This is a genomic window from Kitasatospora sp. NPDC088346 (assembly GCF_044740765.1).
Taxonomy (GTDB): Bacteria; Actinomycetota; Actinomycetes; order Streptomycetales; family Streptomycetaceae; genus Kitasatospora.
Genome location: NZ_JBIURH010000031.1, coordinates 1 through 19,372 on the forward strand (window position 1 = coordinate 1; position 19,372 = coordinate 19,372).

16 protein-coding genes and 1 tRNA gene are annotated in these 19,372 nt (G+C 72.9%); 6 read left to right on the forward strand and 11 right to left on the reverse strand.

Annotated elements, in window-relative coordinates:
• The 3 genes from ACIOFR_RS29615 to ACIOFR_RS29625 all read left to right on the forward strand — a co-directional run.
• On the forward strand, positions 1-4,558 hold a 4,558-nt coding region (locus tag ACIOFR_RS29615), incomplete at its 5' end, for an amino acid adenylation domain-containing protein (RefSeq protein ID WP_401002286.1).
• 169 nt (positions 4,559-4,727) lie between these two features.
• Positions 4,728-5,111 (forward strand): nuclear transport factor 2 family protein, encoded by a 384-nt coding sequence (locus tag ACIOFR_RS29620; protein WP_401002287.1) that lies wholly within the window; start codon positions 4,728-4,730, stop codon positions 5,109-5,111.
• Positions 5,112-5,184: 73 nt separating this feature from the next.
• On the forward strand, positions 5,185-6,258 hold the full coding sequence (locus ACIOFR_RS29625; protein ID WP_401002288.1) for a branched-chain amino acid aminotransferase: 1,074 nt from the start codon (positions 5,185-5,187) through the stop codon (positions 6,256-6,258).
• 193 nt (positions 6,259-6,451) lie between these two features.
• Here ACIOFR_RS29625 and ACIOFR_RS29630 read toward each other — a convergent pair whose 3' ends face one another.
• From ACIOFR_RS29630 to ACIOFR_RS29640, 3 genes are all read right to left on the reverse strand, one after another.
• On the reverse strand, positions 6,452-7,552 hold the full coding sequence (locus tag ACIOFR_RS29630) for a LuxR C-terminal-related transcriptional regulator (RefSeq protein WP_401002289.1): 1,101 nt from the start codon (positions 7,550-7,552) through the stop codon (positions 6,452-6,454).
• A 278-nt stretch (positions 7,553-7,830) separates the two neighbouring features.
• The gene (locus ACIOFR_RS29635) at positions 7,831-9,249 is read right to left on the reverse strand and encodes a helix-turn-helix domain-containing protein (protein ID WP_401002290.1); all 1,419 of its coding nucleotides are present in this window, start codon (positions 9,247-9,249) and stop codon (positions 7,831-7,833) included.
• Positions 9,250-9,314: 65 nt separating this feature from the next.
• Entirely contained in the window at positions 9,315-9,521 is a 207-nt protein-coding gene (locus ACIOFR_RS29640; protein ID WP_401002291.1) for a hypothetical protein, read from the reverse strand.
• A 598-nt stretch (positions 9,522-10,119) separates the two neighbouring features.
• On the opposite strand from ACIOFR_RS29640, the gene ACIOFR_RS29645 reads away from it, so the two are divergent.
• Positions 10,120-10,548 carry a tyrosine-type recombinase/integrase gene (locus ACIOFR_RS29645; protein ID WP_401002368.1) on the forward strand — a complete coding sequence of 143 codons (429 nt, stop codon included), beginning with the start codon at positions 10,120-10,122 and terminating at the stop codon, positions 10,546-10,548.
• Here the strand turns inward: ACIOFR_RS29645 and ACIOFR_RS29650 are convergent.
• A tRNA-Lys gene (locus ACIOFR_RS29650) sits at positions 10,510-10,582 on the reverse strand. The two genes, ACIOFR_RS29645 and ACIOFR_RS29650, sit on opposite strands and share 39 nt — an antisense overlap.
• Before the next feature lie 615 nt (positions 10,583-11,197).
• Here ACIOFR_RS29650 and ACIOFR_RS29655 point away from each other — a divergent pair.
• A complete protein-coding gene (locus ACIOFR_RS29655) occupies positions 11,198-11,581 on the forward strand; it encodes a DUF6011 domain-containing protein (RefSeq protein WP_401002292.1) in 384 nt (127 codons plus the stop codon).
• A 427-nt stretch (positions 11,582-12,008) separates the two neighbouring features.
• Here the strand turns inward: ACIOFR_RS29655 and ACIOFR_RS29660 are convergent, their stop codons facing one another.
• Complete coding sequence (locus ACIOFR_RS29660) at positions 12,009-12,566, reverse strand: hypothetical protein (protein ID WP_401002293.1); 558 nt, start codon at positions 12,564-12,566, stop codon at positions 12,009-12,011.
• A 90-nt stretch (positions 12,567-12,656) separates the two neighbouring features.
• Positions 12,657-13,370: a DUF6083 domain-containing protein gene (locus ACIOFR_RS29665; RefSeq protein ID WP_401002294.1), complete on the reverse strand. Its 714-nt coding sequence runs from the start codon at positions 13,368-13,370 to the stop codon at positions 12,657-12,659.
• A gap of 264 nt (positions 13,371-13,634) precedes the next feature.
• On the opposite strand from ACIOFR_RS29665, the gene ACIOFR_RS29670 reads away from it, so the two are divergent.
• Complete coding sequence (locus ACIOFR_RS29670; protein ID WP_401002295.1) at positions 13,635-14,537, forward strand: DUF5655 domain-containing protein; 903 nt, start codon at positions 13,635-13,637, stop codon at positions 14,535-14,537.
• A 187-nt stretch (positions 14,538-14,724) separates the two neighbouring features.
• Here ACIOFR_RS29670 and ACIOFR_RS29675 read toward each other — a convergent pair whose 3' ends face one another.
• The 5 genes from ACIOFR_RS29675 to ACIOFR_RS29695 all read right to left on the reverse strand — a co-directional run bounded on the left by ACIOFR_RS29675 (position 14,725) and on the right by ACIOFR_RS29695 (position 19,262).
• The gene (locus tag ACIOFR_RS29675) at positions 14,725-15,609 is read right to left on the reverse strand and encodes a hypothetical protein (protein ID WP_401002296.1); all 885 of its coding nucleotides are present in this window, start codon (positions 15,607-15,609) and stop codon (positions 14,725-14,727) included.
• Positions 15,610-15,627: 18 nt separating this feature from the next.
• On the reverse strand, positions 15,628-16,101 hold the full coding sequence (locus ACIOFR_RS29680; protein WP_401002297.1) for a hypothetical protein: 474 nt from the start codon (positions 16,099-16,101) through the stop codon (positions 15,628-15,630).
• A gap of 64 nt (positions 16,102-16,165) precedes the next feature.
• Positions 16,166-18,280 (reverse strand): DUF317 domain-containing protein, encoded by a 2,115-nt coding sequence (locus ACIOFR_RS29685; RefSeq protein ID WP_401002298.1) that lies wholly within the window; start codon positions 18,278-18,280, stop codon positions 16,166-16,168.
• Positions 18,277-18,669 (reverse strand): hypothetical protein, encoded by a 393-nt coding sequence (locus tag ACIOFR_RS29690; protein WP_401002299.1) that lies wholly within the window; start codon positions 18,667-18,669, stop codon positions 18,277-18,279. Before ACIOFR_RS29690 ends, ACIOFR_RS29685 begins: the two co-directional genes overlap by 4 nt.
• A complete protein-coding gene (locus ACIOFR_RS29695; protein WP_401002300.1) occupies positions 18,666-19,262 on the reverse strand; it encodes a hypothetical protein in 597 nt (198 codons plus the stop codon). The genes ACIOFR_RS29690 and ACIOFR_RS29695 overlap by 4 nt, the downstream gene beginning before the upstream one ends.
• Positions 19,263-19,372: the final 110 nt, after the last annotated feature.

Below are 19,372 nucleotides of genomic sequence, written 5' to 3' on the forward strand. Positions count from 1 at the left end.
CGGCCACCACCCCACCATCACCCAATGCGCCGTCCTCGTCCGCGAAGACCGACCCGGCGACAAACGCCTCACCGCCTACCTCGTCCCCACACCCGGACACGAGTTCAACGCCCAGGCCCTGCGCCACCACTGCGCCGACCTCCTGCCCGAGTACATGGTCCCCGCAGCGTTCGTCCAGTTGGAGACCCTGCCGCGGACCGCCAACGGCAAACTCGACCGCCGCGCCCTGCCCGCCCCGGTGCACACCGCCGGCTCCCACGGACGCCCGCCGCGCACCCCGCGCGAGGAGATCCTCTGCGGCCTCTACGCCGAGATCCTCAACCTGCCGGCGGTCACGATCGACGACAGCTTCTTCGACCTCGGCGGCCACTCCCTCCTCGCCGCCCGCCTCATCAGCCGCATCCGCACCACCCTCGACGCCGAACTCGGCATCCGCACCCTCTTCCGCACCCCCACCGTCGCCGGACTCGCCGACCACCTCGACACCACCGGCACCGAAGACCCCCGCCCCACCCTCCGCCGCACCGACCGACCCACCACCCTCCCCCTCTCCCCCGCCCAACAACGCCTCTGGTTCGTCGGCCAGTTGGAAGGGCCGAGCGCCACCTACAACCTCCCCGCGGCACTGCGGCTGCGGGGCCCGCTCGACCGGACGGCGCTCGCGCAGGCGCTCGGCGACCTGATCGGACGCCACGAGGCGCTGCGCACCCGCTTCCCCGCCCACGACGGCCGGCCCGCCCAGGAGATCGTCCCGCTCGCCGAGGCCCTGGAGCTGCTGCCGCTGCCGGTGACCACGCCGACCGTCCGGCCCGGCGAGGACACCGAGGAGGCGCTCGCCCGTACGGTGGACGCCGCCTGCACCGGGGTCTTCGACCTGGCCGCCGACCTTCCGCTGCGGACCCGGCTGATCCGTGTCGCGGACGGGGACCACGTGCTCGTCCTGGTCATGCACCACATCGCCAGCGACGGCTGGTCGCTGGGCGTCCTGCTCCGCGACCTGGCCGCCGCCTACCGCGCCCGGGCCGCCGGCGAGGCACCCGACTGGGAGCCGCTGCCCGTCCAGTACGCCGACTACACCCTCTGGCAGCGCGAACTGCTCGGCGACGAGGAGGACCCGCAGAGCCGCTCCGCCCGCCAGTCCGCCTACTGGAAGCAGCAGTTGGCCGACCTGCCGGAGGAGACCCGGCTGCCCGCGGACCGTCCGCGGCCGCCCGTGCCCAGCCACCGCGGCCACGCCGTGAAGGTCCTGCTGGACGCCGAGCGCCACCGCGGGCTGGACCGGCTGGCCCGTACCCACCAGGTCACGATGTTCATGGTGATGCAGGCCGCCCTCGCCGCGCTGCTCACCCGCCTCGGCGCCGGCACCGACATCCCGATCGGCTCCGCGATCGCCGGCCGCACCGACGAGGCACTGGACCACCTGGTCGGGTTCTTCGTCAACACCCTGGTGCTGCGCACCGACACCTCCGGCGACCCGACCTTCACCGAGCTGCTGGCCCGCGTCCGGGAGACCGACCTCGCCGCGTACGCCCACCAGGACATCCCCTTCGACCGGCTGGTGGAGGCCGTCAACCCGGCCAGGTCCCCGGCCCGGCACCCGCTGTTCCAGGTGATGCTCGTCCTGCAGAACCAGCAGACCGCCGCCACCGCCGGGGCGCCCGGCTTCGGCACGGTGCTGGCCGAGCCGATACCGGTCGGGCGGGGCTCCGCCAAGTTCGACTTCACGGTGGGCGTCGAGGAGTTCCGCGGCGGCGACGGCGAGCCCGGCGGCATGGAACTGCTGCTGGACTACGCGACCGACCTCTTCGACGAGCCCACCGCCGCCCGGATGCTCGACGCGTTCGTCCGGCTCCTGGAGTCGGCCGTCGCGGCGCCGGCCCGGCCGGTCGGACAGCTCGACCTCCTCCCGCCCGGCCTGCGCGAGCAGCTGACCGGCGCCCTGCCCGACCCGGTGGAGGTCCCGGACACCACACTGTGGGAGCGGTTCGCCGAGCAGGCCGCCCGCACCCCCGACGCGACCGCGCTGATCTCCGCCGGTGAGCGCACCGGCTACCGCGAACTCGCCGCGGACGCCGCACGGTTGGCGCGACACCTGGCCGCGCACGGCGTGCGGCGCGGCGACCTGGTCGGGGTGCACCTGCACCGCGGCCGCGGCCAGGTGGTGGCCGTGCTGGCGGCCCTCGCCGCCGGGGCCGGCTACACCATGCTGGACACCGAGTTCCCGCCCGAGCGGCTGTCCGCCGCCCTCACCGCGAGCGGCGCCGGGACCGTCGTCACCGACGGCGGGCTGCGGGGCCGTCTCGCCGCCACCGTCACCGCGGTCGAGGTCGACGACCCCGCGCTCGCCGGGCTCCCGGACGGCCCGCCGGCCGGTGCCGCCCACCGGGCGGGCGCCGAGGACGTGGCGTGCGTGATGTTCACCTCGGGATCCACCGGTACGCCCAAGGGCGTCGCCGCCTCGCACCGCGCGCTGCTGGCCACCTACCTCGGCCAGGACTACGCCGCCTTCGGCCCCGGCGAGGTGTTCCTGCAGTGCTCCCCGGTGTCCTGGGACGCCTTCGCCCTGGAGCTGTTCGGCGCCCTGCTGCACGGCGGTGCGGTGGTGCTCCAGCCCGGGTCGCGGCCCGAACCGGCCGAGGTCGCCGCGCTCACCGCCGAGCACGGCGTCACCATGCTCCAGCTGTCCGCCAGCCTGTTCAACTACCTGGTGGACGAGCACCTCGCGGAGCTCGGCAGCGTCCGGACGGCGTTCACCGGCGGCGAGCCGGCCTCCGCCCGGCACCTCGCCGCCGCCCTGGCGGCCCGGCCGGACCTGCGGATCGTCAACGGGTACGGCCCGGCCGAGAGCATGGGATTCACCACCTGCCGGACGGTCCGGCCGGAGGACACCGGCGCGGCGGGCGTCCCGATCGGCCTGCCGGTCGCCCACAAGCGGGCCCTCGTCCTGGACGCCGCCCTGCGACCGGTCCTGCCCGGTGTGCCCGGCGAGGTGTACCTCGGCGGCGCCGGGCTGGCGCACGGCTACCTCGGCCGGCCCGGACTCACCGCCGAGCGCTTCGTCGCCGACCCGTACGGCCCGCCCGGGGCGCGGCTGTACCGCACCGGCGACCTGGCCCGCCGGCGCGCCGACGGCGTGCTGGAGTACCTCGGCCGCGGGGACGAGCAGGTGAAGATCCGCGGCTTCCGCATCGAGCCCTCCGAGGTGGCGGCCGCGCTGGCCGCCCACCCGTCGGTCGCCCAGGTGGCCGCCGTGGTCCGCGAGGACCGGCCGGGCGACAAGCGGCTGGTGGCGTACGCCGTCCCCGTCGCCGGGCAGCGGATCGAGCCCGCCGCGCTGACCGCGCTGGCCCGCGACCGGCTGCCCGACTACCTCGTCCCGTCCGCCGTGGTCGCGCTCGACGCGCTGCCGCGCACCGCCAACGGCAAGCTGGACCGCCGGGCCCTGCCCGCCCCGGTGCACACCGCCGCCGCCGGCGGCCGGGCCCCGCGCACCCCGTGCGAGGAGGTGCTGTGCGGCCTGTTCGCCGAGGTCCTCGACCTGCCCGCGGTCACCGTCGACGACAACTTCTTCGAGCTCGGCGGGCACTCCCTGCTCGCCGCCCGGCTGGTCGGCCGGCTGCGCTCGGTGCTGGGCAGGGAGCTGACGGTCCGCCGGCTGTTCCTGGCACCCACCGTGGCCCTGCTCGCCGAACGGCTGGACACCCCCGCCGGCGACGGCAGCGCCCTCGACCCGGTGCTGGCGCTGCGCCGCTCCGGCACCCGGGAGCCGCTGTTCTGCGTCCACCCGGCCGCCGGGATCTCCTGGGTGTACGCCGGCCTGCTCCCGTACGTCGACCGGCAGCGGCCGGTGTACGGCCTCCAGTCACCCGCCCTGGCCGCACCGGACCCCGCGACGGACGTGGCACCGGCCCCCGCGACGGGCGCGGCGCCGGGAAGCGTACGGGAGCTCGCGGCCGCGCACCTGCGGGAGGTCCGCCGGATCCAGCCGCACGGCCCGTACCACCTGCTCGGGTGGTCGTTCGGCGGGGTCCTCGCCCAGGAGATGGCCGTCCGGCTGCGGGCCGAAGGCGAGGAGGTGGCACTGCTGGCCCTCCTGGACGCCTACCCCGGCCGCGACCCGTACGGGACCGGCATCCCGGACCCGTCCTCGCCCGAGCTCCTCGGGGCGCTGCTCGACTCCCTGGGGCTGCCGCGCCCCGGGTCGGGCCCGGTGGGCCCGGAGGACCTCGTCCGGTCGGCCGCCGACCCCGGCAGCCCGCTGGCCGGCCTCGACCGCGGCCGGCTCACCGTGCTCGCCGAGGTCTTCGCCACCCACATGGCGCTCGGCAGCCGCGCGGTGCCCGAACGCCTCGACGGCGACCTGCTGTTCTTCCGGGCCGCCCTGGGCCGGGCCCCCGACGCGCCCGACCCCGCCGCGTGGCACCCGCACACCGGCGGCCGGACCGACCTGTACGACGTGCCCGTCACGCACGGCACCATGACGAGCCCCGAGGCCCTGGCCGTGATCGGCCCGGTGCTGGCCGCCCGGCTGCGGGCCGCCGACCCCGTGGCCTCCTAGGACGGGTGGGGGAATTCCCTTTCCATGCGAATTCCCCCACCCGTCGGACAGCCTTCTCCGCACCCTCGTTCCGCGACCCGGAACGCTGCTCCGCCATTCCCGGAAACGCTCTGGAAATTGCCGGAGAAAAATCCCCGAACCGACTTGACCGACCGTCAGGAGAGTCGCCATGCTGAAGCAGGAAGAGAACGCCACCCGCCCCGCCGAGGAGCAGGTCCGCACCTACTACGACCTCGTGGACTCCGGGGACGTCGCCGGCCTGGTGGCCCTCTTCACCCCGGACGCGGTCTACTTCCGCCCGGGCCACGAGCAGCCCTTCGCCGGACACGCGCAGATCAGCGAGTTCTACACCGCCGGCCGGGTCATCGACACCGGCTCGCACCGCCTGGCCCAGGTGATGGCCGACCGCGACGGCGTCGCCGTCCACGGCGAATTCCGCGGCGTACTCAAGGACGGCACCCGGGTCGCCTTCCGGTTCGCCGACTTCTTCGCCCTCGCGCCCGACGGCCGATTCTCCCGCCGCGACACCTACTACTTCATGCCCCCGATGTGACCTCCTCGAATCCCCCCCGAACCTTGCACCACCACCTCCACCGAATTCCCGTGACACCCTCAGGAGCCCGATCATGACCGTGCAGGACACCGCCCTCCCGATCTCCGCCCCCCAGCCGCTGCGTCCCGTCCACGGCGAGCTGTTCACCGACCACATGGTGAGCGTCACCTACTCCCCCGAGGCCGGCTGGTCCCGCCCGCAGCTGCGGCTGCGCGAGGACCTGCCGATGAACCCGGCGATGATCGGCCTGCACTACGGACAGGTCGTCTTCGAGGGCCTCAAGGCGTACCGCCTGGCCGACGACAGCATGGCGATCTTCCGCCCGCGGATGCACGCCGCCCGCTTCCGCCGCTCCGCCGCCCGCCTCGCCATGCCCGAGATGCCGGAGGAACTGTTCCTCCGGGCCGCCGAGGAGGTCGTCGCCGCCGACGCGAACTGGCTCTCGGACGACCCCGAGCTCAGCATGTACCTGCGCCCCCTGCTGTACGGCACCGACGCCAGCCTCGCCCTGCGCCCGTCCCGCGAGTACCAGTTCCTGATGATGGCCTTCATCACCGGGGCGTTCTTCGGCGCGGCCGTGAAGCCCGTCAAGGTGTGGATCAACCACGACTACCCGCGGGCCACCCCCGGCGGCACCGGCGACGTGAAGTGCGCGGCCAACTACGGTCCCGCCTTCCGCGCCCAGCTCGCCGCCGAGGAGGCCGGCTGCGACCAGGTCGTGTGGCTGGACGCGGTCGAGAAGCACTGGATCGAGGAGATGGGCGGTATGAACCTCTTCTTCGTCCGGGGCAGCGGCGCCGGCGCCGAGGTGATCAGCCCGCGCCTCACCGGGACCCTGCTGCCCGGCGTCACCCGCAACACCCTGCTGACGCTGGCCGAGCGGCTCGGCTACGTCCCGCGCGAGGAGCGGATCAGCCTGGACCAGCTGCGCGCCGAGGCGGCGGCCGGTGTGATCACGGAGATGTTCGCCTGCGGCACCGCCGCGGTGGTGACCCCGGTCGGTGAGGTCCACGACCGGCTGGGCGGCGACTTCGCCGTCAACGGGGGTGCGGCGGGCCCCGTCACGCTGTCGCTGCGCAAGGCGCTGACGGACCTGCACCACGGCGCGGCGGCCGACCCGGAGGGCTGGCTCCACCCGGTGAAGTGAGCCGGTGGAGTGAGCCGGTGAGCCGCCGGCGGTCCCCCGCCGGGGACCGGCCGCCGTACCGGGGCCGGGCGTTCCGCGCCGTGCGCGGAGGGCCCGGCCCGCCGCGTGCCCGGGCGGTCCGTCGCCGGTGCCCGCGGGCGGCCCGCTCAGGGCGGCCGCTCAGGGCGGCCCGCTCAGGGTCGGGGTGGCCCGCTCAGCCCCCGGCCGCCGGTTCGCCCGGCGCCGGCTCGCCCGGCTTCAGCGAGAGGACCGAGTCGCCCTCGCTGTGCGGGCGGTGGCCGAACACGTTGCGCTCGCTGATCAGGAACCCGAGGTGCACCCGGCTGCGGGCGCCGAGGCGTTCCATGATCTCCGCGACGTGCCGCTGGCAGGTCCGCAGCGAGATGCCCATCCGCCGGGCGATCACCTTGTCGTCCAACCCCTGGGCGAGCATCCGGATGACGGCCATCTTGATGTCCGTCGAGATCGCCATCACCTGGTCGCGGTCGTAGCGGCTGGGGAACGGCAGGGCCATCGTCCAGGCCCGCTCGAAGGTGGCGGCGGCGAAGCCGACCAGGTTGGGCTCCTGGACGATCAGCGCCCCCAACGGGTCGTCGCGCAGCGGCAGGATCGCGGTGTGCTGGTCGAAGACGATCATCCGCATGAACCCGTCACCGAGTGTCCGGATCTCGGCCCCGAGCGGAACGACGTGTTCCGCGTAGGTGATCGTGGCGGGGCTGAACTGGGCCGAGTGCTGGTACAGGGTGCGCATGCCCACCCCGCGCTCCAGCAGGGCCTCGGCCTTGGCCAGGGACTCGTGCAGGACCTCCTCGTCCCGGGCGCCCCCGGGCTGCGAGGTCATCACCTCGCTCTGGCACTCACCGGCCAGCTCGGTGATGATCCGCCGCACCTCGGCGAGGTCGGTGACCACCCGGACCGCCTCCACCCGCAGGTGCTGGGCGTTGCCGCGCTCGTAGACCTCCTGGAGCGGCGCGAGGTCGGCCCGGGTCACCTCCATCTCGCGCTGCAGCTGCGAGATCTCGCGCTCGATCGAGGCCACCAGGTCCTGGTAGGCCAGGTGCGGGGAGACCGGGACGAGCTGCCGGGGTTCGGTGGCCGAACGGCGCAGCAGGTGGAGGGCGAGCAGCCGTTCGACCACGGGCTCGCCGTCCGTCCCGGGCTCGGTGCGCCCCAGCTCGGCGAGCAGGGCGTCCGGGGTGATCGAGCCGGCATCGACGGCGTGGGCGTAGGCGCGGGCCTCCGCCCGGGTCAGGCGCGGTATGCCGGCGCCGGGCGTGGACGGCGTGCTCTCCAACGGCGTTCCTTCCCCCTCGGACTCGGTGCCCGCCGGCTCGACGTCCCCCCCGGCTCCGGTCGCGCGGCATGTGCGGGGGACCGGAACGCGGCCGTTGTGCGGGCTGCCTGGTGCGCAGTCGCACGGTTGGTGGAGCCAACGACAAGTCGCAAGAGTGCCACACTTTGCCGACGATCACGCCGCATAGTTCGACAGCCGTTCGATCACCCGAGGAATCCGGCCACCCGGGGCCCGGGGAGCCGCCGCGCGGACGGATCCGCCGCCGTCCTCAGCCGTCCTCAGCCGCCTTCGGGCGCCCGGCAGGCCAGGGCCAGCCGCAGCAGTGCGGGGACGACGAAGCGGTCCTCCTCGTCGTAGCCGCAGTGCCTGACCAGTCCGCGGACCACCAGCCGGTGGACCGTCCGGTTCAGCCCGGCCCAGGTGCCGCCGACCAGCGCGTGGGCGTCACCGAGGGTCCAGGGGCCGACCAGGCCGGCCAGGCAGCGCAGCAGCAGCGCGGGCTCGGGGTCCAGGGCGTCGATGCTCCGTTGCAGGGACAGGTGCAGCGACGGGCCGGAGACGGAGGACGGCGCACTGAGGCCCAGCGGGTCGGCCCGCACCTGGTCGACGAGCTGGCGGGGCGAGTGCATCAGGCACCACTCGGCGGCGTAGGTGATCGCCCGGGGGATCCCGTCCAGCAGCCGGCAGAGGTCGACGACGGCGTCCAACTGCGGTCCGTGCAGCGCGAACCCGGGCCGGACCCGCAGCATGTGGGTGGCGAACAACCGCACGGCGGAGAACGCCTCGGCGGCGTCCCGGCCGGAGCCGGCGGACGGCGGCGCGGGCACGGCGAACGGCGGGGGCACCGCCAGCGGGGACAGCGGGAGCACCTGCTCGCCCTGGAGGTGCAGCGGGGCGAGGCCGGTGGTGATCACCCGCAGGCCGGGGCAGCGCTGGAGCAGCTCGGTCAGCCGGTCGCCGCGCAGGTCGGCCGCGCCGAGGCCGTCGAGGACCAGCACGCGGTTGCCGACGCCCAGCACGGGAAGCAGTCCGGCGCGGGCCTCGGCGGCGCGCTCCGGCGGGCCGGTGAGCATCTCCACCACCTGCCGCAGCAGCGGGGGCGGGGAGGGGACCTCCCATCCGATGCCGCCGCGGTCGCCGCCGGCCAGGTGCCGGGCGTCCAACCACAGGACGGGCCAGCCGAGTTCCTCCCGCAGCAGGCCGGCGGCCTCCAGTGCGAGCCTGCTGGAGCCGATGCCGCTGAGCCCGACGACGGACACGAACCGCTGCCGCTGGTGTCCCACCGCCCGGGTGAGCCAGGTCAGTTCGTCCTCGCGGCCGATCACGGCGCCGTCCGGGGTGGCCAGGGCGAGCGGGACCGGGCCGATCCGGTCGTCCTCGGCGCCGGCGCCGGCCGGGTCGTCCCGCAGGTGCAGGCGCAGCACCGCCTCCTCGACGGCCCGGCGCTGGGGCTCGGCGAGCCGGAGGGCATCGGTGAGCAGGCGGACGGTCTCGCGCCGCGGTCGGCGGACCTTGCCCGCCTCCAGGTCGCGGATCGCGCGGACGCTCAGGGTCGAGAGATCGGCCAGCTGGCGTTGCGTCATTCCGGCGCGGTGGCGGTGGTTCCGGATCAGGGTGCCGAGTCCGGGCGGTCCGAGGGGGTCGGGGTGCCGGGTGAGCACGGGCTGCGGTGCGGGGGTGGGCGCGAGGTGCGTCACGGTGCTTCTCCCTCCTGGGGTCGCGGACTGGCCTGGCGGGGTGCGCGGCGGGGTGCGCGGCGGGGTCAGCCCCAGCCGAGGTCGTTGCCGCTGGCGGACGGGGAGGGGGTGGGGACGACGGGCGCGGTGACGGCGGCGGGAACGGCGGTGTCGGCGACCGGGCGGGTGCTGCCGGCGACCCCGGGCGCCTGGTGGGCGAGGGCGAGCACGGCCAGCGCGGCGGAGAGCAGAACGGAGGCGGCGGCGAGGCGGAAGCGGGCAGCGGCGGACATCGGAACCATCCTGGTCTGGTGTGGTGTTCCGGGGATCTCCCGGCGCATTCAGTCTGTTTGAGTGCGCCGGGCCACGACAGCCGTCGAAGTCCTCGCTATTCGTCATGTCGCGTCTGCGAGGGGGGCCGCGGCGGGCGGCCGGCCGCCGGCCGCGATCCCGGAGCAAGCCGCTGAGCTGCGGGTTCACCCGCCGTGTCGCGGTCGCGAGGGGGTCCGGGGCGTCCGTCGGGGCGGGGGCCGCGGACCCCCTCGTAATCCGTCCCTGTCGCAATTCGTCGGCCCCGCGCGGCCTTTGGGGATTGCCGCCCGAGCCCCCGGTGAGTTCGGCCCGGGCCCGCTTCGAGCGGCGTGCGAGCGGTATTCGAGTGGCGTGTGGAAAGCGGTGGAATTCCCTCCGGAAACGCGCCGATTCTCAGCGGCTCGCAACCCGCACCGACCGGCGACGCGCGGCGCCCACGTGCACGATGGCGGGTACACACCGCGCCCTCCCGGACGGTCACCACACGCCCGGTGCAGGACGGTTGGGCGTCGAGGAGCCGATCCCCACGTCCACACCGACGCGGACGGCACCCGGCCGCACCCCGGCGAGACGACCGACATGTTCGAGCGGCTCGTCGCACTCTCCGGCCTGCCACCGATCCGGCTCCACGACCTTCGCCGTGTCGCGGCGACGCCGCTCCTCGCGACCGGGGCCGACCTGTTGGCGGTCCGGGAGGTGCCCGGCCACTCCTCCGTCACCACTACGGCGGACGTCCACGCGAGCGTGCTATCCGAGCCGGCCTTCGCCCGGGCCGAGGCGGCCGCCGCTCTCGCGCCTCGGGCGCGGTCGCTCACGGACACCCGGTCCGCCCCCGCACCCGGCGTTGATTCGTCGTCCGCTCACGCCGTGCTCACGCAGACGGCCCCAGAACGCAACAGCACCCCGGCCACTCGAAGTAGTCGGGGTGCTACGCTGCAGGTCAGAGGGGGTATAGCCCCCTCGATCCAGTGGGCCGCCAGGGGCTCGAACCCTGAACCTACGGATTAAAAGTCCGCAGCTCTGCCAATTGAGCTAGCGGCCCTACAACGGCGACAGTATGCCAGAGCGTGCCGCCGCGTGCCGCGTTGTCCAGCGTTTGCGCAGATCAGACAGGGTGCGCCCTGCCTAGCGAGGTTCGTCCTGCGATGCATCCTCACCGCTCCTCCGTGGGCACGATCAAGGTTGTGCCGTCGCGTCCCGGATCATCCGCAGGCGTCCGGACACATCATGGACACCGCGGGAGGGGAGCTGACGCGTCGCCAACCGCCCCAGGTCGCCACTCTGCCGCAGAGCCGGCGGTTTGGCGGGTGACCACAAGCCCTGGCTCAGGAGCTTCGCCAATCCAGTTCGGTCAGCCGCCACGGCTCCGGGGCGACGGGCCTCGCTCCGCGCCTGCCGTCGAGGCAAAGCCACCGGCGAGCGACAGAAAGTCCCAGCGCGACCCAATCTGCCGCGCGACCCTCCGTCGTCACCAGCCATACGTCCGACTCCGTCCGGTCCAGCAGCTTCCGACGGTCGCCGACGAGGGGCGGGTCTAGGCCGTCTCCTACAGATCCTGCCGAGGTCCGAGCCCCTGAATTCCAGGAGCCCAGCCCGTTCCGCGCGGGAAGCCCTCACAATGTCTTTGACCAACCCTCAAGATGCGAAGGGCCGCAGTATGGATGACGACTCCCCGCACCGGTGGTGGACGCCCCGCACCGCCCCCGTCGCCGCATCGGACTGCGGCCAGCAGGAGCAGGAATCCCGCTTGCGAACAGCCGCCGCCCACGTCCGTGCACGGACCGTGAGGGCCGCTGCGGCGGCCCGCCCGCACCTCGGACCGATCGCTACGACTGTTGCAACCGTCGCCATCTCTACTCTGGTGTCCTCCGCCCTCGGCCGCGGCCAGCCGAACGGCCAAGGTTTGACGCCGTCCCCGTCGTGCCAGCCGACCAGCGGGGGGCCCTCCTCGACATGCCAGGAGTGCGGGCGTCCCCTCACCGATGAGCTATCTCGGCAGGCCGGATACGGGCCGACCTGCGCTCGCTACAGACTCCTCTGACCCCGGAACGACGACGGTCCCCGCACATGCTCGTGTGCGGGAACCGTCCTGTTCACGCCGGTCAGCGGGCTTCTGGTGGGCATGGATGGCGAGGCAGTCGTCGCCCGGCAGGCGCGGCGTACATGGCCGGATAGACTTACCCATATTGATCGTGCACGGAGGTGTTGTGTTGTGGTTCGTTTGCTGAGCGCCGCATGGAAGCGGGCCCTCGGCCGGGGAGGGCGCAGGCTGTCTCGGGCGGAGGCCGTGGAGGCTTCGCGGCGGGAGATCTACGGGCTCTTCGACTAGTCGGAGCGGACCAGCTCCAGAACGGACCTCTCAGCGAGCGCTGGAACCCCGCCCAGCCCCAGGCATTCCTCGCGAAGTCGGGCACTCGACGACGGCGCGCATACATCCCGCGTCACGGGCGGCTTCCGCCGCTTGAGCGTCAGCGCCCGATGGCGACCAGCAGCCTCTTGCCAGACTCCTGCCGGGCCCCAGCCTCGTAGGTCCCGAGAATGGCCTCAGCAAGTCCGACCCAGGCGCCCCATGGGCGCGGAGACTCCGTAGAGCCGCCGGCATTCTCGGGCGCCGGGTGGGCGGTTGTCGAGGCCGCTTCGCCCCGACCGTCAAAGGGTGCCGTCAAGACGGCGGCCAGGTTCAGATCCGTCCACCAGGTGTGCGACACCCGTGTGCCCGAGTGATCAGCGAGGACTTCTTCCCGCAGCACGTTCTCTACGCAGTAGGGGCAGTCGATGGCAGAGGCCGGGCCACCGCACTGCTCCGGCTCGGACCACCGCACGGTGTAGGCCAGATGCGGCGCGCCCGTCGAGCACGAGTCCCACTGCCCGTGCGGGGTTACCCGCAACACCTTCTCGCCTCCGGCGAGCAGGTCACCGAAGGCCTCCTGCTGGGCCAGGCTCGCGCATCCGGGGGCCACTGCTTGGAGCGCCTCCACCAGCTCTGCGACAGGAGCGGCGTCCGGGTAGGACTCGACAAGGATCATGATGTAAGTGTACGAATCACACCCTCGGCCGCGACCTTGTTGATCTGTGATGAGCGCCGCACCGTGGCACTGCCGGCTCCGGCCTCCGGATCAAGCTGTCCCTGCGGGGCCCGCTCCGGGCAGGTCGGCCCACGTCCAGTCGTTCCGGACTGCGAACCGTCGCAGCGCTCCCTCGTTCTTGGGCGTCCGGGGAATCCTCCAGCTGTCCTCGGTCCGCTCCCCCATGCGGTTCAGCGCCACATAGATCTCGTCGCTGAGCGAGGCCGGATTCTGGGGACGCACCTGGAGCCAGTTGTCCCATCGCGACACCTCGACGCGCGGCTGCTGCCCGGCGACTTCCTCGGCAGTCCACAGCGCGCCTTCCTCCTGGGCGGCGACCGAGAGCCCGTACTCGTTCGACACCAGGCGCAGGGGTTCGTCCTCCCCGCTGTCTATTCGGAAGTTGCGGCCCCGGACTCCCAGCATTCTCCGAATGGCATCAAGTTCGGGCTCCAAGGTTCCGATGCGGGCCGGACAGACCGCGTAGTGGATCAGTCGGCAACGGGCGGCGCGGCGGCCGGGCCTCATCAGCCCGTCCTCGTCCTCACTCCAGGCCACTCGCGCCGGCATCCGGTCGCGGGGGTAGTCCTTCGGCTGGAAGGGCACCCACTTGCCACGCAGGGTCATCCGCCACTCGACGCTGGTCAGACACTCCCGGCAGCGGGAGTACGGCGAGTAGTGCGCGCCACTCGGGCGCCCGATCGCCCCGGCCCACGCCTCTAGGACCTTCTTCCGGTCCTCGTTCCCATAGTCACCGTCCGCCACCGGGCCGCCCTCCCCGCACCTTTCGGAGGTCCAGAGTCCATCAATCACCGAAGAATACGATGCGCCACCAGCAGTCGTCAGCTGCCTATCTCCGGGTCGAAATACCGTCAGGCATGCCTACGAAGACCGGCCGCAACGAATTGGTATTCCGACATGACGAGAAGTGAGATATCTGCAACATGACCTGGTTTGCCCGCTTTCGGGGAACTAGGGTGGCTTTCCTGTACGCCGGGCGGGGCCGGCGGCGAGGCGCAAGGGGGAAGCATGGGGCTGAGGCTCTTCCGTACCAACGGCGGCCTGGCGGAGGAGATCGCCGCGTCGGCGGCCGCGCTGGAGCGGCAGCTGCAGGCCTACATCGAGCGCAACATGGCGGCGCTGCTCGGTGTCCGGTTCCTGGACTCGGAGGTGTCCACGGGTCCCGTGCACGCCGGGCGGATCGACTCGTTGGGCCTGGACGAGGACGGGTCGCCGGTGGTGGTGGAGTACAAGCGCGGGCGTGACGAGAACGTCATCAACCAGGGCCTCTTCTACATGGCTTGGCTCCGCGACCACCAGGCCGACTTCGAGGCGCTCGTATCCCGCAAGCTCGGTGCCGCTGCGGTCGACGAGGTCGACTGGACGAGCCCGCGGATCATCTGTGTGGCTGCGGCATACAGCCGCTACGACCGGCACGCCGTTGGCGAGATCGGCCGCCGCATCGACCTGGTCGAGTACCAGTACTTCGGCGAGGAGCTGCTGTCGCTGGACCTGGTGGCCTCCACGGCCGGCGCCTCGTCCCGGGCCGGTCAGGGCAGCGCCGCCGCACCGGCTGCCGGTCGCCGTACGGTCGCTCAGCGGCTGGCCAGCACACCGGTCGAGGTCCAGACGCTGTACAAGGAGCTCGACGGTCGGCTGTTGGCGTTCGGTGACGCCCACAGCGTGGAGTTGCGGCACTACATCGCCTACCGCAGGAGCGGGAACTTCGCCACGGTGAAGGTGCTCTCCGGGGGACTCCGGGTCTTCCTCCGCCTGGACCCGAAGTCCGTCCCCCTGGAGCCGGGGTTCACCCGGGACGTGTCGAGGATCGGGCACCACGGGACCGGGGACCTGGAGGTTCGGATCGGCTCGGCAGCGGACCTCGACCGGGCCATGCCGCTGCTGCGGGCGAGCTTCGACGCGGTCGCCTGAGCGCCGCGCCGGATCCTGGGCGGGCGGGCCCTGCGGCCCGCCCGCCCAGCGCTTCGCGCCTGCCCGGCCCGGTCCGCCGGGGGGTGTGGCAGCCGGTCCGGCGTGGAGCAGGGCGCGATTCGCGACCCGATGGGGGCGCTCTCGGTGCCCAACGAGCGTCTGCCCGCCCAGGCACGCCCGTGGAGCTTCAGCGACTGCGGCCTGCGGGCTTCGCATGATGGCCGTGCACGGGGCCGAGGGCTTCGCTTCTTCCGGTGCCCGGGGGAAGGGTTCGGATCCGCGCCGCGTGGATCTGCCCCGGCCGAGCGACTGTTGGCAGGCGTTCCAGCGCCCCGGTGATCGGGACAAGGCTCTCCGGAACGGCCGTGCTCCGGCCCTGGGCCGTGGTCAGGGGAACTGCGCGGTCCTCGAGCCACTCCGCGATCGCGTCGTAGGAATCGAACTCGGCCAGTCGCACTGTCCGCTTGCATGTCCGCTCGTCCCAGCGCCATTGTTCGAGGAGCAGGAGGCGGCTCTGGTCTTCGGGGTCCGCCGTGGTGTCCTTGAGGATGGCCCAGGTCTCGTACTGCTGGTGGGTGTCGGTGTCGTGGTTGACAACGTGGTACCGATCACCGAACAGCCTGAGGTGTTCGAGGAGTTGGGCCTCCTGCAGCGTGCTTGGGCCTCTGGGTGTGCCCACGTCGGAGCGGAACACGGCGGGGTCGGCGCCGCGGCTGATCAGCCAGGCGGCTCCGAGTTCGAAGGTCGGTCGGCCCGCCTTGTCGATGGTGAACGTGCGCTCGGCCGGGTCGAGGCGGATGTGCGCACACAAGATCCGGTTGACGCCGGGGTAGTCCCAGTCGGCGCCTCTGTCTGCGTAGATCAGGTACTCGTCGAGGCTGTCGCGGCTCACGCTCCGGGAGAGGAAGTCGTACGTCCCGTGGGCATAGAACCAGTCGGCCTTGAGGAACTGATCCTGCGCGTCGGCGCTCGCATCGTCGGCGGGTGTCCAGTCGTGGAAGTGGAAGTCCGGAACGGGGGCTCCAGGTTGCGTCGGTGCCAGTGCAGGGCTTTGAGCCCCGCACTGCTTCATGGGTGACCTCGGGCCAGTTCACCAGCTCCGTCTTGCCGGACCTGAGGTGATGTCGATGGGTGGCGCAGCGGGCGCGGGCGTGGTGTCGCTCGACCGGAGGGGGAGGGTTGGGCTCGTGGTCCGGGCGGCTGCGGCACGTGTGGCGACCTGGGCGTCGCCGTGTTGCGGGGGCGGCTCGGCGGGAGCGACGGCGTAGACCTCCAGGTATTGGCCGATTGCGCTGCGCAGGGGTTGGGGGTCGAGCTCTCCCGAGCGGTGAATGCGGTCGAGGTCGTGGAGCGTGTGGACGAAGCCGGTGCGGGGGACGGTGCCGTGGGCGTCGAAGTCGAAGCGGTTCGAGCCCAGTTCGGCGCCGTTCTCCAGCAGGACGGCGCGGATCAGGATCCCGTTGTAGGTGTTGTCCCGGATCCCGGCCTGGGCGAGTTCGGCGGTGAGCAGTACGCCGCCCCGGCGGGCGACGGCCTGGCGGCCGGTGGCGAGACCGTCTGCCAACGGGGCGAGGACGGTGAGGACGGTGGCATGGGTGGGCTTCAGGATTCCTCGTCAGGGGCGACGGTCAGCAGAGGCGGCGGTGCCCGGACGGCGCCGCGCTCTTCACTTCTCCGGTGAGTACTGCTGCGGGCGCGGCTTTGGTTGTCCTGGTACGGGCGGCCAGCGTCCGCGCGGACGGGCCGGACGGGCCGGACGGGGTCTGCGGGACGAGCGGGCGGACGTCGAGGTACAGCAGGTGCTCGGAGGTGAGGTCGCGGCCGAGGCGGGCCACCGGTGTGGGGTCGGTCATGGCGGCCGTGACGGCTTCCAGCAGCGGGGCCGGGATGTTCTCCGACATCTCGACGGTCCAGCCCTCGACTTCGCCCGGACCGAGCTTGCCGGCGCTGATCTGCCAGGCGCGGCTCTCCCCAGCGAACATCTGCCCGGCGGGGGCGGTGCAGCGGTAGACGCTGGCCGTCTCGGCGTCCGGCGAGTCCCACATCAGGTGCTCGCGGGTGCTGTTGTCGTGCCAGCCTGCGGCGATGACCGGCGCGAGGCCGTGTGCGGTGTGCCGGGACGGCCGGACCAGCTCGGCCGCGTTGGCGGCGAGGACGGTGTGCAGGGCGGCCACGATCTCCGGCGGGGTGCGGCGGTCCGCGCTGGCCCGCCAGACCTCCTCGCCGCCCAGCGGGTAGTGGAGGGAGGCAGTCCAGCTCGTCCCCTTATCGTCGATGGTCGACTGGGCGCACAGCCGTCGGCACGGGCTGGTGTACACCGTGGTGTCGCCCTGCTCCTCAGTGGTCCAGCCCTGGTCGGTCAAGGGCTTGGCCGCAGAGGTGCGGTCATGGCCGGGGCCGGCGAGGTAGACCGGGGTGACGAGGGCCAGCGGCGCGGGCCTGAAGTCCGGGGCGAAGAGCTCCGGGGTGCGCTCGGCAGCCCCGGTCAGCAGGCGGTCGATCTCGTGGAGCGCCTGCTTGTGCTGGGCGGTCGGCAGTGATCCCCAGGTCCACTTGGTGCCGTCGCCGACCGGCCGGTCGTGCAGCGAATCGGCGATTCCGCTGAGGTCCACCCCGTTGATCTGCGCCGCAGCGGCGTAGGCTGCCGCGTCCTTCAGGTCGCCTATGGTGAAGGCGAGTTCGCTGAGCTTCGCAGCGAGGGGCGGGGTCGGCTTTCGGCTCGCGGGCAGCGGGTCGAGGTTGGCGCCCAGGGGAAGGTCGAGGAGTGCCGGTGCACTCGCCGCGGCCGCGACGACCATGTCGGTCACCAGCAGGTACGCCAGGGCTTTTTGCTCCGACGGCAGTTGGCCCCACGTCGTGGGGGTGCCGGTTCGGCTGCTGGGGATGAGCCGGTCCTCGATGTACATGTCGGGTGTGAGGTCGAGGTCCTCGGTCCACTCCAGCGCTTCCTCGCAGACCTCGGCTGCCGCTTCCCGCAGGTCCGTCTCGGTGTACGGGCGGGCAGCCTCGCGCGGCTCGGGAGCCTGTGGATCGGTGTCGGCGAGCACACCATCGACCGTGTGGCCGAGGTGGGCGAGCAGTTCCTCGTCCACCCAGTCCCGGTCGCGCTGAAGGGGGGTGGGGTCGGTGAGGGCCTGGGCGAGGGCGTCGACGACGACGGTGGGGGCGGTCGTCGTGAGCATGGCCTGCCAGTACGGCGGGTAGCCCCCCGTGTCGCGGGGGCCGACCTCGACGTACAGGTGGGGCTGGCTCATCAGGTCGAACGGGTCGCCGTGCGGGTCGATGCGGATCTGGACGCGGGCGAGGTGGTCGGGGGCCTCCAGGTCGAGGCGCCCGTCGCGGTAGGTGCTGCGCCAGCCGGCGTCGAGGAGGGTGTGGATCAGGGTCCGGCGGTCGGTGGGGGCCTTGAGCGCCGGATGGCTCTCGCCGGTCCAGTCGATGGCCGAGCCGGTGCGGGCGAGTTCCTCGGTGACGGCGAGGACGATCTCGGGCGGGGTCTCCTGGGAGAAGCCCGCTTGCCACTCGGGCGGCCCGAGCGGTTCCTTCGCCGCAGCGATGCGCCACCACGCGCCGGGGTCGAGTTGGCCGGCCCCGAGGCGGAATCGATGGTCGGGACTCCAGCCAAACTCTTGGTTGAGTTCGGTCGCATCGGCGCGGCCCCACCCCCATCGTGTGACGAGCCGGTCGAAGACCTGGTTGCTGTAGTCGCGCCCGGCCAGGTACCGGGGGGTGACGTCGATCATCGTGTCCGGGTCGGCGACGGGGCACCTCCGTGCGGGTCTCGGGATGTCGGGGCAGGTGGGCCGTCCGGGCCGGGAAGGCCTGCGGTGTGGGCTTGTGCGGCGAGGTGCCGGGCCTGCTGCTCCAGCAGCCGGGTCAGGTCGGGGTCGATGCCGAGGCCGTCGACCCCGGCGGCGGTGAGGAGGTCGGCCGCGAACTCGATGCGCAGGACGACGTCCTGGGGGTGGGTCTCGGCGGGCAGCTCGTGCACGCCGGCGTCCGGCCGGTAGGCGAAGCCGGCCTTCTCCAGCTGGCGGGCGGCGTCGGGGTGGCGCTCGGGCCGGGCCCCGACGGCCACCACGGTGGTGCCGAACGTGCCGAAGGTGACGAGGGATGGGGTGGTGTCGGTCATCGGCGCCGACCGGGGTGGGGTTCTGCCGACGGTGCCTGTACCGGTGTCTGCGGCGCGGGAGTGGTGCCGGTACTGGTCGAGTGGGTTCCGGCGGTGGCTGCTGCCTGGCGGGGGCTGGACCGGTGTGGTTCCCAGCTGGCGCCCATGGTGGTGATGCGTGTCGCGGTGTCGCCAAGCCTTCGTTGGAGTTCGCCGAGGGTGTCGGCGCTCTCGGCGAGGAGGTCGGACAGGTCGTCGCCCGGCCCGTGGCCGAGCCTCGCGCTCCAGGCAGCGGCGCCCTCGGTGAAGGCGACGAGCTGGGCGAGGGCGCCGTCGGGCCCGAGGACGGCCTGGGTGAGGCGTGCTGTTCCGTCGTATCCGGTGTCGCCCGTGCTCAGGCGGTGGGTCAGGTCGGCGAGGGCGGCTGCCGGGTCGGGGACGGCGGTGGGGACGAAGGCGGCGGTGGGCGGCGGGGTGCCGAGTGCCGGGTCGAGGTCGACCGTGAAGCCGTTGGCGTGCAGGAGACTCGCCGCTGAGGAGGCTGCCCGGTTCTGGTCCTGCTCGCTGAGGTGGTGGGGCAGTTGGGCGTGGAGCGTGCCGCCTGCGATGTGCATGTCGTTGAAACCCTCGCGCCGCAGGAGGGTGAGCGCGAGGTCGTCGAAGGGGCCTTCGGCGATGGTGCCGGTGGTCGCCGAGCGGCTGATCGTGTAGGTGGGTGGGATGG

Bases quoted from the DNA above. Each gene is read 5' to 3' on its own strand.
- ACIOFR_RS29620 (WP_401002287.1), top strand. From the start codon at position 4,728: ATGCTGAAGCAGGAAGAGAACGCCACCCGCCCCGCCGAGGAGCAGGTC.
- ACIOFR_RS29625 (WP_401002288.1), top strand. From the start codon at position 5,185: ATGACCGTGCAGGACACCGCCCTCCCGATCTCCGCCCCCCAGCCGCTG.
- ACIOFR_RS29640 (WP_401002291.1), bottom strand. From the start codon at position 9,521: ATGTCCGCCGCTGCCCGCTTCCGCCTCGCCGCCGCCTCCGTTCTGCTC.
- ACIOFR_RS29645 (WP_401002368.1), top strand. From the start codon at position 10,120: ATGTTCGAGCGGCTCGTCGCACTCTCCGGCCTGCCACCGATCCGGCTC.
- ACIOFR_RS29655 (WP_401002292.1), top strand. From the start codon at position 11,198: ATGGATGACGACTCCCCGCACCGGTGGTGGACGCCCCGCACCGCCCCC.
- ACIOFR_RS29660 (WP_401002293.1), bottom strand. From the start codon at position 12,566: ATGATCCTTGTCGAGTCCTACCCGGACGCCGCTCCTGTCGCAGAGCTG.
- ACIOFR_RS29670 (WP_401002295.1), top strand. From the start codon at position 13,635: ATGGGGCTGAGGCTCTTCCGTACCAACGGCGGCCTGGCGGAGGAGATC.
- ACIOFR_RS29675 (WP_401002296.1), bottom strand. From the start codon at position 15,609: ATGAAGCAGTGCGGGGCTCAAAGCCCTGCACTGGCACCGACGCAACCT.
- ACIOFR_RS29685 (WP_401002298.1), bottom strand. From the start codon at position 18,280: ATGATCGACGTCACCCCCCGGTACCTGGCCGGGCGCGACTACAGCAAC.
- ACIOFR_RS29690 (WP_401002299.1), bottom strand. From the start codon at position 18,669: ATGACCGACACCACCCCATCCCTCGTCACCTTCGGCACGTTCGGCACC.
- ACIOFR_RS29695 (WP_401002300.1), bottom strand. From the start codon at position 19,262: ATGCACATCGCAGGCGGCACGCTCCACGCCCAACTGCCCCACCACCTC.